Here is a 13,793-nt window from a genome sequence, read left to right as displayed (position 1 = left end):
CTAGATCACGCGATGGTGCAGGTGGCGCCGTTCAGGGTGAACGCCGTCGGGTTGTTGTTGGTCCCGGTGTGGGAGCCGTTGAACCCGATGTCGACGCTCTGTCCGGCACCGAGGGTGCCGTTCCAGGCGGCGTTCTTCGCCGTGACCGCGGTGCCGGACTGGGTCCAGTCGGCGCTCCAGCCCTGGGTGACCTTCTGGCCGTTGGCGAAGGAGAAGCCGAGCGACCAGGAGGACAGGGCCGAGGTCCCGGTGTTGGTGACCTTCACCGAGGCGGTGAAGCCGGTGTTCCAGCTGCTCGCCGTGTACTTGACCGAGCACGCACCCGTCGAGGTCCCGGTCTGGGTGGTGGCCGAGACCGAGCTGGAGGCGGAGGACACGTTGCCGGCGGCGTCCTTGGCCTTGACGGTGAACGAGTACGCGGTCGCGGCCGTCAGGCCGGTCACGGTGTAGCTCGTCGAGGTGGTGGTGCCCACCAGGGTGGTGCCGCGGTAGACGTCGTAGCCGGTGACGGCCACGTTGTCGGTGGACGCGGTCCAGGACAGCGGGACCGACGTCGTGGTGGTGGTACCGGCGGTCAGACCCGTCGGCACCGAGGGCGCCGTCGTGTCGGTGATGGTGCCGGTCTGGGTGGTGGCCGAGACCACGGCGGACGCAGCGGAGAGGTTGCCCGCCAGGTCCTTGGCCTTGACCGTGAACGAGTACGCGGTCGCGGCCGTCAGTCCGGTCACGGTGTAGCTCGTCGAGGTCGTGGTGCCCACCAGGGTGGTGCCGCGGTAGACCTCGTAGCCGGCCAGACCAGAACCACCGGTGTTGTCCGTGGACGCGGTCCAGGACAGCGGGACCGACGTCTGGGTGGTGGTGCCTGCGGTCAGACCCGTCGGCACCGAGGGCGCCGTCGTGTCGGTGACCGTGCCGGTCTGGGTGGTGGCCGAGACCGCGGAGGACGCGGCGGACACGTTGCCGGCGGCGTCCTTGGCGCGGACCGTGAACGAGTACGCGGTCGCGGCCGACAGGCCGGTCACGGTGTAGCTCGTCGAGGTGGAGGTGCCCACCAGGGTGGTGCCGCGGTAGACGTCGTAACCGGTGACGGCCACGTTGTCGGTCGACGCGGTCCAGGACAGCGGGACCGACGTCTGGGTGGTGGTACCGGCCGTCAGACCCGTCGGCACCGACGGCGCCGTCGTGTCGGTGGGCGTGGTGCCGCCGGGGATGGCCGGGTAGGCGTTGGCGACGAGGGTCTTGAACTGCGCCTCGAACCACTGACCGGCCAGCGGGGCGCCCGGCGTGGCGCCGGTGAGCTGGTTGCTCAGCTTGGGCGACACGAAGGTCGGGTCGCACATGCGGTCGAACCGCTTGCCCTGGTCGTTCTCGATCTCGGTGGACGCACCGTCGGACTCACCCGGGGGCTTGATCCAGACGAACGCGTCGAGGTGCGAGGCGGTGTAGCCCGACGGCGACGCCTGGGGAAGCTCGCCGATACCGGCACCGAGCGGGTTGCACCACGCGCCACGGTGGACGCGCTTGTCCACCTTGGACTCGTTGACGTAGGTGTTGTGGTTGGTGCTGGTCGACGTGGCGGTCGGACGAGCGGAGCCGCCCCAGCCGTTGCGCGACGTGTCGACGAGCATGCCGATCGACGACGGGAACCCGGCCGCGGTGAGCAGGCGGTACATGTGCGCCGTGTAGTCGACCTCGTCGAAGTCGAAGTTCCACTCGTAGAACGAGCTCGACCGGATCGGCGTGCCACCGACCGAGATCGTGGAGTCCGGCAGGTACGGCTCGACGAGCGGCGTCGTGTTGGCCACGTCGCTGACGAATCCGTCGATCGACGCGAAGCCGGCGGTCGTGGTCTTGGCCACGTCGGCGAACAGCGTGGCGGAGGGGCCCGCGTTGCTGTCCCACCCGAGCCAGCCCGAGTGGCCGATGTCGATGTAGTTGTAGACGTTCGGGATGGCGTGCAGCTTGTCCAGCGCGTACTTCACGCCGGCCTTGTAGTACGGCGCGGCCTGCTGGCAGGCGGCCTCTGAGATGTTCGTCACCAGGTTCGGCAGCGAGTCGGGCTCGATCGTCGCCACGATCCGCAGGTCCTGGTACTTCGGGTCGGCCAGGAGCGCGGCGATGGCGTCGATGTACTCGGTCTTGTACCGCGCAAGCCCGGCGTCGGTGGCGGGGAGCTCACCGTTCGACGCGAGGGCGAAGCAGTCGCGGCCGGGCAGGTCGTAGATGACCAGGTTGAAGACGATCGGGCCGGAGCCCTTCTGGGCGACCGCGTTGTCCAGGTGGAACTTCAGGCCGTTGCCGTCGGCGTTGCCGGTGATCGCACTGATCCGGTCCATCCAGACGGCGGTCGGCTGCTTGGCCACCGTCCGCATCTTCGCAGCCAGCGTGGCGTCGCCGGCACGTGTGGCAGCGCTCTCAACGGCTGCCGCATACGTGGGATTCACGTACTGCGTCGCGCCGGCGAAGGGATTGTCGACGTGCGCCTCGGCCGCGCTCGCGCTGGTCGTGATGCACAGGGGGGCTGCGAGCAGCGCCATCGCTGCCGCTGCGGTCGTGGCCGCGCGCAGGCGCTGCCTCACCGCTCTCTTGCCGTGTGTGGACACGTAGTCCTCCGGGTGTCGTTCGGCGTGCCCGGTCGGCCGTCCCGTCCGGGCGCATGTCGGCCGGGAAAGTCCACGGCGACTGGACGTAGATCACCATGCGGACTTTCCGGGCGGCACGGGGCGAATCGTTTAGGTTCTCGCCGTTACCAAAATGAAACACGCATGAGAGCGTTCTCATCTTGATCGGGGACCGGTGCTCCCGCGCACGGCGAGGCCACCGATCTGGAGCTCGCGTCGCGCGCGCAGGTCTCCGTCGAGCACCGCGAGGACCGCCTCGCCGGTGGCCGTCCCGAGCTCCCGCTGGGCCGAGGGGAGCGTCGTGATCGACGGCGTGGCGAGCCGGCAGAGCGCCGAGTCCGAGCCCGCGATCACCGACAGGTCCCACGGCACCGCGAGCCCCGTACGGCGCGCGACGTCGAGCGCCGCGACCGCCATCTGGTCCGAGTCGTACACGATCGCGGTCGGCGCGCGGCCGCCGGTCAGCAGCCGCCGGGTCGCCACCGCGGCCTCCTCGGCGGTCCCTCCCGTGGCCTCGTGGACGAGCACGCCGCTGGCCGCGTCGAGCACCCCCGTGAGGGCGGCGAAGCGTTCCCGGGTGCGCACGAGCTCCTTGGGGCCGCTGACGAGAGCGACGTGCCGGTGCCCCAGCTCAAGCAGGTATCGACCGACGCGGACGAACGCCTCGGCATCGTCGAGCGTCACGGCGGCCAGGTCGACATCGCTCTGACCTGCACTGACGATGACCGCTGGGGCGCGGAGGCGTCGGAGCGCGTCGATCCGCGGATCCTCGGCGAGCACGTCGGTGACGACCATGACGTCGAACCGGCGCTCGGCCCACCACTCGCCGTACAGGGTGACGGCGGCCTCCGGGCCGTCGACGAGCTGGAGCACGAGAGCGAGGTTGCGGGTCGCCAGCACCTCCTGCAGCGAGATGACGAACTCGAGCACCCCGGTGGCCTGTGCCACCGGTCCGGCGGCACCGCGATCGAACACGAGACCGATCGCGCGCGGTCCCGTGCGCATCGACCTCGCGGCCGCGCTGGGTCGCCAGCCGAACTCGTCCGCGACGCGCAGGACGCGTTCGCGGGTCGCAGCCGAGACCCCCGGTCGACCGTTGAGCGCGTAGGACACGACGGCGATCGAGACACCCGCGGCGCGTGCCACGTCGGTGATCGTCGGACGGCGCGCCGGCGCCGGTGCCGGGGCATGGGAGGAGCTGGGGGAGGACGGCCCGGACGACGGCGTCGAAGGCGACGCGGAAGAGCCGGGTACTCCGGAGTCATATGCAGGTGTGACCACGATCACCTAGTGTGTCGCCCGATGCGGGTGAATTGCATCATCTCGGCTCCGACGACGTGGGCGAGGGATGTGGGGTCATGGGAACAGTGCGGCGCGGACCGGTCTCACCGACGGCGAGGCGGACGATCGGTGTGCTCTCGCCGGTGGTCGGCGGGTTCTACTTCGGTGCCCTGATCGCTGGGGTGGCACGAGCGGCGCGGGCGGCCGGACATCGCGTGGTCGCGGTGCAGACGTACCCGGCAGGGCTCGACAGGGAGAGGTACCCGGACGAGTCGATCCTCGACGCGCCCGTGGCCCTCGGCGCCGTCGACGGCCTGGTCGTCGTCGGCAAGGCGCTGCGCAGCGACCGGCTCGCCTCCGTGCAGCAGTGGGGTCTGCCCCTCGTGCTCGTGAGCGAGGAGCCGCAGTCCGGCGACGACGCCGTCGTCCTGCCCGACAACCTCGGCGGGGTGCGCGCCGCCGTCGAGCACCTGCTCGGGCACGGCCACACGGCGATCGGCTTCGTCGGCTGCCTGACGCAGCGGGACATGCGCGAGCGGTTCGCCGCCTACCGCGCGACCCTCGCCGACCACGGCATCGAGCCCCCGGACAGCTGGATCTACGAGTCGTCGGACAACCACGAGCAGGGCGGGGCCGACGCCGCGGCCCGCATGCTGGCGGCCGGATCCCCGACGACCGCGGCGATCGCGGCGACGGACCGGAACGCGATCGGCTTCCAGCGCGCGCTGCGGGCCGCCGGCCTGGTGCTGCCGCGGGACCAGGCGGTGATCGGGTTCGACCATGCCGACTCCGGCGCGCGCGTGACGCCCCGGTTGTCCACGGTCGACGCGCACTACGACCGCGTCGGTGAGACGGCGGTGTCCCTGCTGCTGTCCCGGATGCGCGGCGAGGAGGTCCCCGGCGGCGAGTACCGCGCCCCGTCCACCCTCGTGCTGCGCGAGTCCTGCGGGTGCACCGAGTCCGCCCGGTCGGCACCGGCCGCGGGGGCCGGCGCAGGCAGCCGGAGCGGCTACCAGGTCCTGCGGGCCCTCGCAGGAACGGCCTTCGTCGGTCCGACGGGGGTGGGCGGTGCGCGTCGCACGGGCGTGGCGCCACGCGAGACGTGGTGGCACGCCGTCGTGGAGCCGATCGAGACGGCCGCGGAGCGCGGGTCGGTCCCCGGTACCGCGACGCTGGCCCGGCTCGCGGATGTCACCTCGGCGATGCAACCGCACCCCGAAGCGCTCGAGCAGTTGGTCATCTGCCTGCGCGGCGTGGAGGCAGACGTGGTGGAAGCGCTCTCGCGTCCGGAGCACGAGACGGCTGTCCGACGCGCCGTCACGGAGGTGCTCCTCGCGCTGACGAAGGGCTGCACGCGCGCCATGCTGGCGCGCAGCGGTCAGCTCGAGCGCACGATCGTCGACCAGTACGAGGTCGACATGGATCTCCTGCGGGGCGACGGCGCGAGCCCGCGCGCCCTGGGATGGCTTCCGCGGGGCGTCCGCGGCCACGCCTGTCTCGGGCTGTGGCTCGGGGCGGACCGAGGCCCGGGGGACCGCGAGATGGAGATCGTCGGCGTGCACGACACGTCGGGCACCCTGTCGCGCCTGGTCGGCGTGCGGACGACGGCCAGCCAGTTCCCGCCGGCCGCTCTGACGCGCGCGGGCACGGTCGGGTCCAACGAGCTGACCTTCGTGGTCCCCGTGACCTTCGGCGGCAGCGACTGGGGCCTGCTCGCCATCGACGGCACCGTGGAGACGCGGGCGACGAGCGCCCGGGACCGGTTCAACCACTGGGCTGCGCTGCTCGCGGTGGCGCTCGACCAGGAGCGTCTGCTGGCCAACCTGCGGGAGCAGCGCCGGGCGCTCGAACAGGCAGCCGCTCGTGAGCGGTCCCTGGCGGACACGGTGCGGGCGAGCGAGGAGCGCTACGCGCTGGCGTCCATGGCCGCGCACGACGGCACGTGGGACTGGGACGTCTCGGCGGGCACGGTCTACTACTCGCCGCGCTGGAAGCAGACGTTGGGCTACGACGACGACGTCATCGGCGACTCGCCGGGCGAGTGGCTCGAACGCGTGCACCCGGCCGACCGCGACGAGCTCTCGGCGTCGATCGCCTCCCAGCTCGCGGGTGCCGGTTCGCCGCTCGAGCTCGAGCACCGCGTCCGTACGTCGTCGGGCGACTACCGCTGGATGCTGTGCCGCGCCGTCACGGTGCTGGACGACGCGGGCTGTCCGGCTCGCCTGGTCGGTGCGCTGGTGGACGTCACGGAGCGCAAGGAGCAGGAGATCGCCCTCCAGCGCGACGCCCTGCGCGACCCCGAGACGGGCCTGGTCAACCGGCTGCTGTTCCTCGACCGGCTCGGTGCCGCCGTGCTGCGCACCCGACGGTCACCCGGCTACGACTGCGCGCTGGCCCTCGTCCGGGTGCTCGACGTCCCCCCGATCCCCACGCAGGGACGGCTCGAGTCCGACGGGGACGCACGCCTGGACCTGCATCGCGAGCTGGTCCGGCGCTTGCGGCGCCCCCTGCGTGAGGGGGACACTCCCGCGCGCATCGCGGAGGACGACTTCGTGGTGCTGCTGGACGACGTCGGCCCCGGAGGCGTGCCCGCCCGGCTCTCGCTCCTGCTCGACCAGCTGCGTCAGGAGCTCGGCTCGCGCCTGGCCATCGGCGTCCTCGGAAGCATCCGCGGGTTCCGGGACGTGGGCGAGGTGCTCCGCGAGGCGGACATCACCCTGCTGCGCGGCGCGTCCCGACAGGGCCGGTCGGGGTCGGTCCTGCGATAGCGACAGCACGACGCCCCTGCCTCCCGGTACCGGGAGACAGGGCGTCGTCGTGCTTGTCAGCTGCGGCCGCGAGCCGGGCCGTGCGTCGGGCGCGAGGCGCCGTGACCCGGGCGGGGACCCTGGTCGAGGCGGATGCGCAGCGGCCGACCGGCGACCCGCGTGCGGGCGAGGCGGTCGATCACGTCGGCGGAGAGGCCGGCCGGGATGTCGACGAGCGCGAAGCTGCCGAAGATGTCGATCTTGCCGACGTCCTTGCCGGTCAGGCCGCCCTCGCCGGTGAGCGCACCCACGAGGGCACCCGGCTGGAGGCCGTCACGGTGGCCGACGGCGACGCGCCACCGCGGCGAGCCACCGGCGACGTGCGTGTCGGAACGGCGACGCTCGCCGCGCTCGGGCCGGTCGGAGCGGTCGTTGCCACGGTCGCTGCCACCGGTGAGGTGGGCGCGCGAGAGGGCGTCGTCGAGGTCGTCGCCGTGCTGGACCGCCACGGGGCCCTCGTCGCCGACGGCGAGCGCGGTGACCACGGCGAGCAGCTCGAACGGGTCGACGTCCGGGTTCTGGGCGAGGTGCACCGCGATGGCCTCGCGGTAGAGGTCCAGGCGGTCCAGCTCGGCACGGGCAGCCGTACGGGCCAGCAGGGTCTGCACCCGGTGGGCGGAGACCTCGGCGGGCGAGGGGATCTCGACCTGCTGGAGCGACTGGCGCGTCGTGCGCTCGATCTGGCGCAGGCGCGACTGCTCGGACGGCGTGACGAACGACAGGGCTTCGCCCTCGCGTCCCGCGCGACCGGTGCGGCCGATGCGGTGCACGTACGTCTCCGGCTCGCGCGGCACGTCGAAGTTGACGACGAGCCCGATGCGGTCGACGTCGAGACCGCGCGCGGCCACGTCGGTGGCGACGAGGACGTCGAGCGCCCCGGTGCGCAGCCGGTCGACGATCTTCTCCCGCTCGGTCTGGGCGACGTCACCGGAGATGTACGCCGCGGAGATGCCGCGCTCGATCAGCGCGCTGCCGACCTCCTCGGCCGCACCACGGGTGCGGACGAACACGATCGCCGCGTCCGCAGGCGACACGGCCAGGACGCGGGCGAGCGCACCGGTCTTGTGACGGTGCGGGACGACGGCGTAGGTCTGCCGGACGCTGGTCACCGTCGACGCCTGGCGCGAGACCGTGATCTCGACGGGGCGGTTCAGGTGCTGCTCGGCGACGCGGCGGATCTGCGGCGGCATCGTGGCGGAGAACAGGGCGACCTGTCGCTCGCGGGGGGCGGCGGAGAGGACCTTGTCGACGTCCTCGGCGAAGCCCATGCGCAGCATCTCGTCGGCCTCGTCCAGCACCAGGAAGCGGACGTTGTCCATCTTCAGCGTGCGGCGGTCGAGGTGGTCCAGGACGCGGCCGGGGGTGCCGACGACGACCTGAGCGCCGCGGGCCAGCGCGCGCTGCTGCGGCAGGAACGGCGAACCGCCGTACACGGCGAGGACGTTCAGGCCGGGAAGGTGCGTCGCGAACGACTGGATGGCGTCCGCCACCTGCATCGCCAGCTCACGCGTCGGGGTCAGGACGACGGCCTGGACGGCCGGCAGGTCGTAGTCGATGGCGGCGAGCAGCGGCAGGCCGAACGCGGCGGTCTTGCCGGTGCCGGTCTGGGCGACGCCGACGATGTCGCGGCCGCTCAGCAGCGCGGGGACCGCCTGGGACTGGATGGCGGACGGGACGGTGAAGCCGAGGTCGGAGATCGCGGCCTCGAGGGCCGGCGGCAGGCCGAGGTCGGAGAAGGTGGCGTCAGCGGGGATCTGAGCAGAGTCAGAGGGCGCAGAGGACAGGGCAGAGCTCATGAAGTGGGGGAACCGATCATCGCGGGGCGGAGCCCTGAACCGTGCACCGGGTCGGCGAACAGCGGGTCGCAGCCCCGGACCACCCAGTGGCAACCGCTCACGCGATGCCTAGACCACACGACGCGAGGCGGGCCCCGACCGGCTCAGCGGCGGTGGCGACGCCTCGAAGGGGGACGCGACGAACTCCAGATTCGTGGAGGAGTCTACCGGTCGCGCGTCCGTCTCGGCAGTGTTGCCGCAGGTGACGTCGCGCACAACGTCACAGACCGCGGCGCGAACCCTCGATCGCAGGGCACGCGTCCATCACGACGTCGAGCCCGGCGGCGCGGGCGCGCTCGGCCGCTGCCTCGTCGACGACCCCGAGCTGCAGCCAGACGGCGCGGGCACCCACGGAGACGGCCTGGTCGACGACGTCGCCGCACAGCGAGCTGTTCACGAAGACGTCCACCACGTCCACCGGTCCGTCCAGGTCGGCGAGCGAGCGCACGCCGGCGGCGCCGTGCACGGTCGGTGCCTGCGGGTGGACGGGCACGATCTCGTGGCCGAGCGACTGGACGTACGAGGCGACGCCGTACGCCGCGCGCGACGTGTTGGTCGACAGGCCGACGACCGCCCACCGTCCGGGGACGGTCAGGAGTCGGGTGATGACATCGGGATCGTTGCGGTGGACCATCTCAGAACTGTCGCACCACCCACCGGGTGCTGCAGCCGAAGGCGTGCAGTCGTCCGGAGCCGGTCCCGAGGCCGCATAGGATCGACGCCGCCAGGACGAGACGGTGACGGGGGAGGCAGTGGCGAGCAACGACGTCGTCTCCACACGCGTGCTGACCGTCCCGAACATCATCAGCCTCGTGCGACTCCTTCTCGTCCCCGTGTTCGCGCTGCTGATCGTGCGCGGCCAGGACGGGTGGGCGGTCGCCGTGCTCGCGCTCTCCGGGGCGAGCGACTGGTTGGACGGCGTGCTGGCGCGCCGGCTCGGTCAGGTCTCCCGGCTGGGCCAGCTGCTGGACCCGGCAGCGGACCGGCTCTTCATCATCGTGACGCTCGTCGCCCTCGCATGGAGCGGTGTCGTGCCGTGGTGGCTGCTCGGGGTCCTGGTCCTGCGTGACGTGGTCCTTGCGGTGATGCTCGTCGTGCTGGCCAGGGCGGGGTACGCCCCGCTCCAGGTGCACCTGGCGGGCAAGGCCGGGACGTTCGCGCTGCTCTACGCGTTCCCGCTGCTCCTGCTCGCGCAGTGGGACTCGTGGATCGGCACGGCCGCCGGCGTCGTGGGATGGGCCTGCGCCCTCTGGGGCGTCGCGCTGTACTGGTTCTCGGCCGCCGTCTACCTCACCCAGGCGCGCCACCTCCTGCGCGAGTCGGCGGACGCCGGATGAGCCCGCGGCACGGGTCCGAGGCGACCGAGGAGACCCAGCGCAGCCCGGACGCCTCGATGACGCTCCTGACCGAGGTCTACCGACGCCCGCTCGACCCCGGCTACGCCGACGCCGCAGCCCGCCGGGCCGCGGGGTCGGAGCCGCGACGGACGCGACGGTCGACCGCCGGCCTCGTGGCGCTGGCGATCGCACTGGGTCTCGGTGCGACGGCGGCCACGGTCGCGCTGCGGCAGCCCACCAGCTCGGTGCAGGAAGCACGTGACCTGCTCGAGTCGCAGATCGAGCAGCGCAGCACGGAGGCGGACGCGATCCAGGCCGACATCACCACGATGACGGAGGAGATCGCGACCTTGCAGGAGGAGGTCCTGGGCGACGAGGCCCAGCCCGTCCGTGACCAGATCGAGGCCGACGCGGTCCAGGCCGGCGTCATGCCGGTCACGGGGCCCGGCCTGCGTCTCGTCCTCACCGATGCGCCCTCCGACGACCCGGACGTCGTCGACCAGTCCCTGCGGGTGCAGGACGTCGACCTGCAGGTCGTCGTGAACGGGCTGTGGGCCGCCGGTGCCGAGGCCATCGCGGTGAACGGGCAGCGGATCTCCGCCATGACCGCGATCCGGAGCGCGGGGGACGCGGTGCTGGTCGACCTCGTCGCCCTCAGCAGCCCGTACACCGTCGAGGCTGTCGGCGACGCCGTCCACATGCAGACCGAGCTCGCCCGCGCCAGCGCCGGACAGCACCTGGCGACGCTGCGCACGACCTACGGCATCGGCGTCCAGCTGTCCTCGCAGAGCAAGCTCGAGCTGCCCGGCACCGGTCTGGTCACGATGTACTCGGCGCGCGTGCCCGAGTCGACTGCCGCTCCTGTGCCGTCGCCGGGGGCAGTCGAGGATGCGCCGGACGAGGACGGTATGGCAGGGTCTGCTGGTCCGACAGGGAAGGACGACACGTGATCGCAGTCATCGGCCTGATCATCGGGGTCGTCGGAGGCCTGCTCCTGCAGCCCACCGTGCCTCTGGAGCTCCAGCCCTACCTCCCGATCGCGGTCGTGGCAGCCCTCGACGCCCTGTTCGGCGGGTTCCGCGCGATGCTCGACGGGATCTTCGACGACCGGGTCTTCCTCATCTCCTTCCTGTCCAACGTCGTGGTCGCCGCGTTGATCGTGTTCCTCGGCGACCAGCTCGGCGTCGGCACCCAGCTGTCGACCGCCGTCGTGGTCGTGCTCGGGATCCGGATCTTCTCCAACGCCGCGTCGATCCGTCGACACCTGTTCAAGGCGTGACGGTGAACGAGCCCCTGGACGGCCCGCAGCAGCAGGACGATCGGCTGCCTGCCGACGAGCCCAACTCGCTGCCCCCCGTCGTGCCGGAGGACGAGCCCAACTCGCTGCCCCCGGTCGTGCCGGACGACGAGCCCGACGAGGTGAACTCGCTGCCGCCGGTCGTGCCGGAGGACGAGCCTGATGACGTGAACTCGTTGCCCCCCGTGGTGCCCGAGGACGAGCCCGACGACGCGAACTCGTTGCCCCCCGTCGTGCCGGAGGACGAGCCCGACGACATCAGCTCGCCGTCCGACGTGCGGGAACCCCAGACTGAGCCCGTTCCGCACGATGTCCGGGTGTTCGTCGCGCCGGACTTCACGCCGGCCGAACCAGACGCACCCGAGGCACCCGAGGCTCTGCCCGGCGCGACGGAGAGCGACGAGACCGTCGTCGAGACCGCTCCTCCGGCGCCGAGCAGCTGGGCGGTGCTCGGCCAGGCGCTGAAGCCGCGGGCCAACCGTGCGCAGCTCCTCGCCGGCGTCCTGTGTGCTGTCCTCGGCTTCGCCCTGGTCGCGCAGGTCCGGCAGTCGGGCGAGACGGACCTCGCCGGGATGCGGCAGGGTGACCTGGTCCGCATCCTCGACGAGACCACGAACCGGGGGGACGCGCTCGCCCGGGAGGCGGCCGACCTCGCCCGAGAGCGTGATGACCTGCTCTCGGGCTCGGACCGCCGCCAAGCGGCGCTCGACGCCCTGCGGCGCAGCGCCGAGACGCAGGGGATCCTCGCGGGACGGCTGCCGGCCGAAGGGCCGGGGGTGATCGTCACGCTCACGGAGACCGACCGGTTCATCAAGCCGATCACGATGCTCAACATGCTCGAGGAGATGCGCAACGCCGGGGCGGAGGCGATCCAGCTCAACGACCAGCGTGTCACGGCGAGCAGCGCGTTCACCGGCGCCCGTGGCGCGGTGGTGCTCGACGGCGTCGAGCTGAGCGCGCCGTACCGGTGGCTCGCCATCGGGGACCCGGACATCATCGCGCCAGCGCTGCAGATCCCCGGCGGCGCGATGGCGCAGGTGCGCAACGACGGCGGCAAGGGAACCGTGGACCGGCTGGACCTGGTCGAGGTCGACGCGGTGCGCGCGGTGCCCGACCCGGTGTACGCGACCCCTGTCCCGCCGCAGGCCGATTAGTCCGGATCTGCGCCGCCGACCAGCGCGATCGCGTCGCAACGAGCGCCGGACGTGCTGCGCCGACCCGCTCGCTCCGCATAGGGTGTGCGTGACCCCGAGAGACACCGGTGGTCGACGTGATGAACGGGCCCGGGAGGTGGCATGAGCGGCGAGGACCCGCAGGTCGGGCGTCCAGCCCACGGACCCGACACGACGATGAGCTTCGGAGCGATCGAACCGGTCGAGATCGAGGCGTCGGCGCCTGTCGGACTGACTCCGGACGAGGTCGCAGCCGTGCACGCGCTCCCGCCGACGTCGGCCCTCCTGGTCATGCAGCGCGGACCGAGCGCCGGCGCACGGTTCCTCCTCGATGCCGAGCGGACCGTCGCGGGTCGGTCCACGGGGGCCGACATCTTCCTCGACGACGTCACGGTGTCGCGCAAGCACGCGGAGTTCGTCCGTGAGGGCACGACGTTCGCGGTGCGCGACATCGGGTCGCTCAACGGCACCTACGTCAACCGGTCACGCATCGACCAGTCGGTGCTGCGGTCCGGCGACGAGGTGCAGATCGGCAAGTACCGCATGACGTTCCACCCCAGCCCGCACCGCGACGCGGCCGGCGCGTGACCGCCCGGTCCCAGACGCTCGGCCCGAGGGGAGCTGCCTCGTGACGAGCGCTCGCGCGCAGCGCGTCCAGGCCGAGGCGCAGGACGTCGTCGCGCTCGCCGGCGAGCACGAGCCGTGGCCCCGTGGCATCTCCCGTCGCGCATCGATGCGGATCTCCGACGTGCTGGCGTCGCTGCAGATCGAGTTCCCGGCTGTCACCACGTCCAAGCTCCGCTTCCTCGAGGAGCAGGGGCTCGTCGAGCCGGTGCGGACCGCGGCCGGCTATCGGCAGTACTCACCCGCCGACATCGAGCGTCTGCGCTTCGTGCTGCGTCAGCAGCGGGACCGGTACATGCCGTTGAAGGTCATCGGTGACCGCCTGGCGGCTCTCGACGCCGGCGAGGAGGACGAGCCGGCCCCCCGCGCACGCCTCGCGACGCGTGACGGAGTCCGGGAGGTCCCTGGGACGCGTTGGACGATCGACGCCCTCGCCCGCGAGTCCGGCGTCGAGGTGGGCTTCGTCGACGAGCTCGTCACCGCGGGCGTGCTCCGGGTGGACCGCTCAGGGTCGTTCGACCTGTGGGCCAGGGAGATCGTGGTCGCCGCCGCGGCCCTCGCCGAGCACGGCATCGACGCGCGTCACCTGCGGCAGTTCCGCACGTCAGCGGACCGGCAGGCGGATCTGGTCGAGCAGGTCGTCACTCCGTGGCGTGGTCAGCGCAGCGCCTCGTCGCGTGCGCGTGCGAGCACGCTGGCGGCCGAGGTGGGCGAGCTGTGCACGCAGATGCACACCGCACTCGTGCGCGCCGCGGTCGCCGACCTGACCCCGTAGCGGAGCCCGTCACAGTTCGTCTGCCCGCGGGGGGAGCCGGATCG

Annotated in this window: 11 protein-coding genes; 7 read left to right on the top strand and 4 right to left on the bottom strand. The window is 72.2% G+C overall.

What is annotated here, in order from left to right; translation table 11 throughout:
* Nucleotides 1-5: 5 nt before the first annotated feature.
* Nucleotides 6-2,603 (bottom strand): glycoside hydrolase family 6 protein, encoded by a 2,598-nt coding sequence (locus J2X26_RS14355; protein WP_307493300.1) that lies wholly within the window; start codon nucleotides 2,601-2,603, stop codon nucleotides 6-8.
* 174 nt (nucleotides 2,604-2,777) lie between these two features.
* Nucleotides 2,778-3,767, bottom strand: a complete 990-nt coding sequence (locus tag J2X26_RS14350; RefSeq protein WP_307493299.1) for a LacI family DNA-binding transcriptional regulator — start codon at nucleotides 3,765-3,767, stop codon at nucleotides 2,778-2,780.
* Nucleotides 3,768-3,979: 212 nt separating this feature from the next.
* On the opposite strand from J2X26_RS14350, the gene J2X26_RS14345 reads away from it, so the two are divergent.
* The gene (locus J2X26_RS14345; RefSeq protein ID WP_307493298.1) at nucleotides 3,980-6,670 is read left to right on the top strand and encodes a substrate-binding domain-containing protein; all 2,691 of its coding nucleotides are present in this window, start codon (nucleotides 3,980-3,982) and stop codon (nucleotides 6,668-6,670) included.
* Between the two features lie 56 nt (nucleotides 6,671-6,726).
* Here J2X26_RS14345 and J2X26_RS14340 read toward each other — a convergent pair whose 3' ends face one another.
* The gene (locus J2X26_RS14340) at nucleotides 6,727-8,505 is read right to left on the bottom strand and encodes a DEAD/DEAH box helicase (RefSeq protein WP_307493296.1); all 1,779 of its coding nucleotides are present in this window, start codon (nucleotides 8,503-8,505) and stop codon (nucleotides 6,727-6,729) included.
* Between the two features lie 259 nt (nucleotides 8,506-8,764).
* Nucleotides 8,765-9,178, bottom strand: a complete 414-nt coding sequence (locus J2X26_RS14335) for a CoA-binding protein (protein ID WP_307493294.1) — start codon at nucleotides 9,176-9,178, stop codon at nucleotides 8,765-8,767.
* A 103-nt stretch (nucleotides 9,179-9,281) separates the two neighbouring features.
* Here J2X26_RS14335 and J2X26_RS14330 point away from each other — a divergent pair, with 103 nt between their 5' ends.
* From J2X26_RS14330 to ftsR, 6 genes are all read left to right on the top strand, one after another.
* A complete protein-coding gene (locus tag J2X26_RS14330) occupies nucleotides 9,282-9,881 on the top strand; it encodes a CDP-alcohol phosphatidyltransferase family protein (RefSeq protein ID WP_307493293.1) in 600 nt (199 codons plus the stop codon).
* Nucleotides 9,878-10,831, top strand: coding sequence for a DUF881 domain-containing protein (locus J2X26_RS14325; RefSeq protein ID WP_307493292.1), 954 nt, complete (start codon nucleotides 9,878-9,880; stop codon nucleotides 10,829-10,831). The genes J2X26_RS14330 and J2X26_RS14325 overlap by 4 nt, the downstream gene beginning before the upstream one ends.
* A complete protein-coding gene (locus J2X26_RS14320; RefSeq protein WP_307493290.1) occupies nucleotides 10,828-11,160 on the top strand; it encodes a small basic family protein in 333 nt (110 codons plus the stop codon). The genes J2X26_RS14325 and J2X26_RS14320 overlap by 4 nt, the downstream gene beginning before the upstream one ends.
* Before the next feature lie 2 nt (nucleotides 11,161-11,162).
* The gene (locus tag J2X26_RS14315; protein WP_307493289.1) at nucleotides 11,163-12,332 is read left to right on the top strand and encodes a DUF881 domain-containing protein; all 1,170 of its coding nucleotides are present in this window, start codon (nucleotides 11,163-11,165) and stop codon (nucleotides 12,330-12,332) included.
* Nucleotides 12,333-12,473: 141 nt separating this feature from the next.
* Nucleotides 12,474-12,938 (top strand): FHA domain-containing protein, encoded by a 465-nt coding sequence (locus J2X26_RS14310; RefSeq protein WP_307493287.1) that lies wholly within the window; start codon nucleotides 12,474-12,476, stop codon nucleotides 12,936-12,938.
* 40 nt (nucleotides 12,939-12,978) lie between these two features.
* Nucleotides 12,979-13,749, top strand: a complete 771-nt coding sequence (gene ftsR, locus J2X26_RS14305) for a transcriptional regulator FtsR (protein ID WP_307493286.1) — start codon at nucleotides 12,979-12,981, stop codon at nucleotides 13,747-13,749.
* Nucleotides 13,750-13,793: the final 44 nt, after the last annotated feature.

This window comes from Cellulomonas humilata (genome assembly GCF_030814415.1).
In the GTDB taxonomy this organism is placed as follows: Bacteria; Actinomycetota; Actinomycetes; order Actinomycetales; family Cellulomonadaceae; genus Cellulomonas; species Cellulomonas humilata_A.
This window is presented reverse-complemented; position numbering and strand designations above follow the sequence as displayed.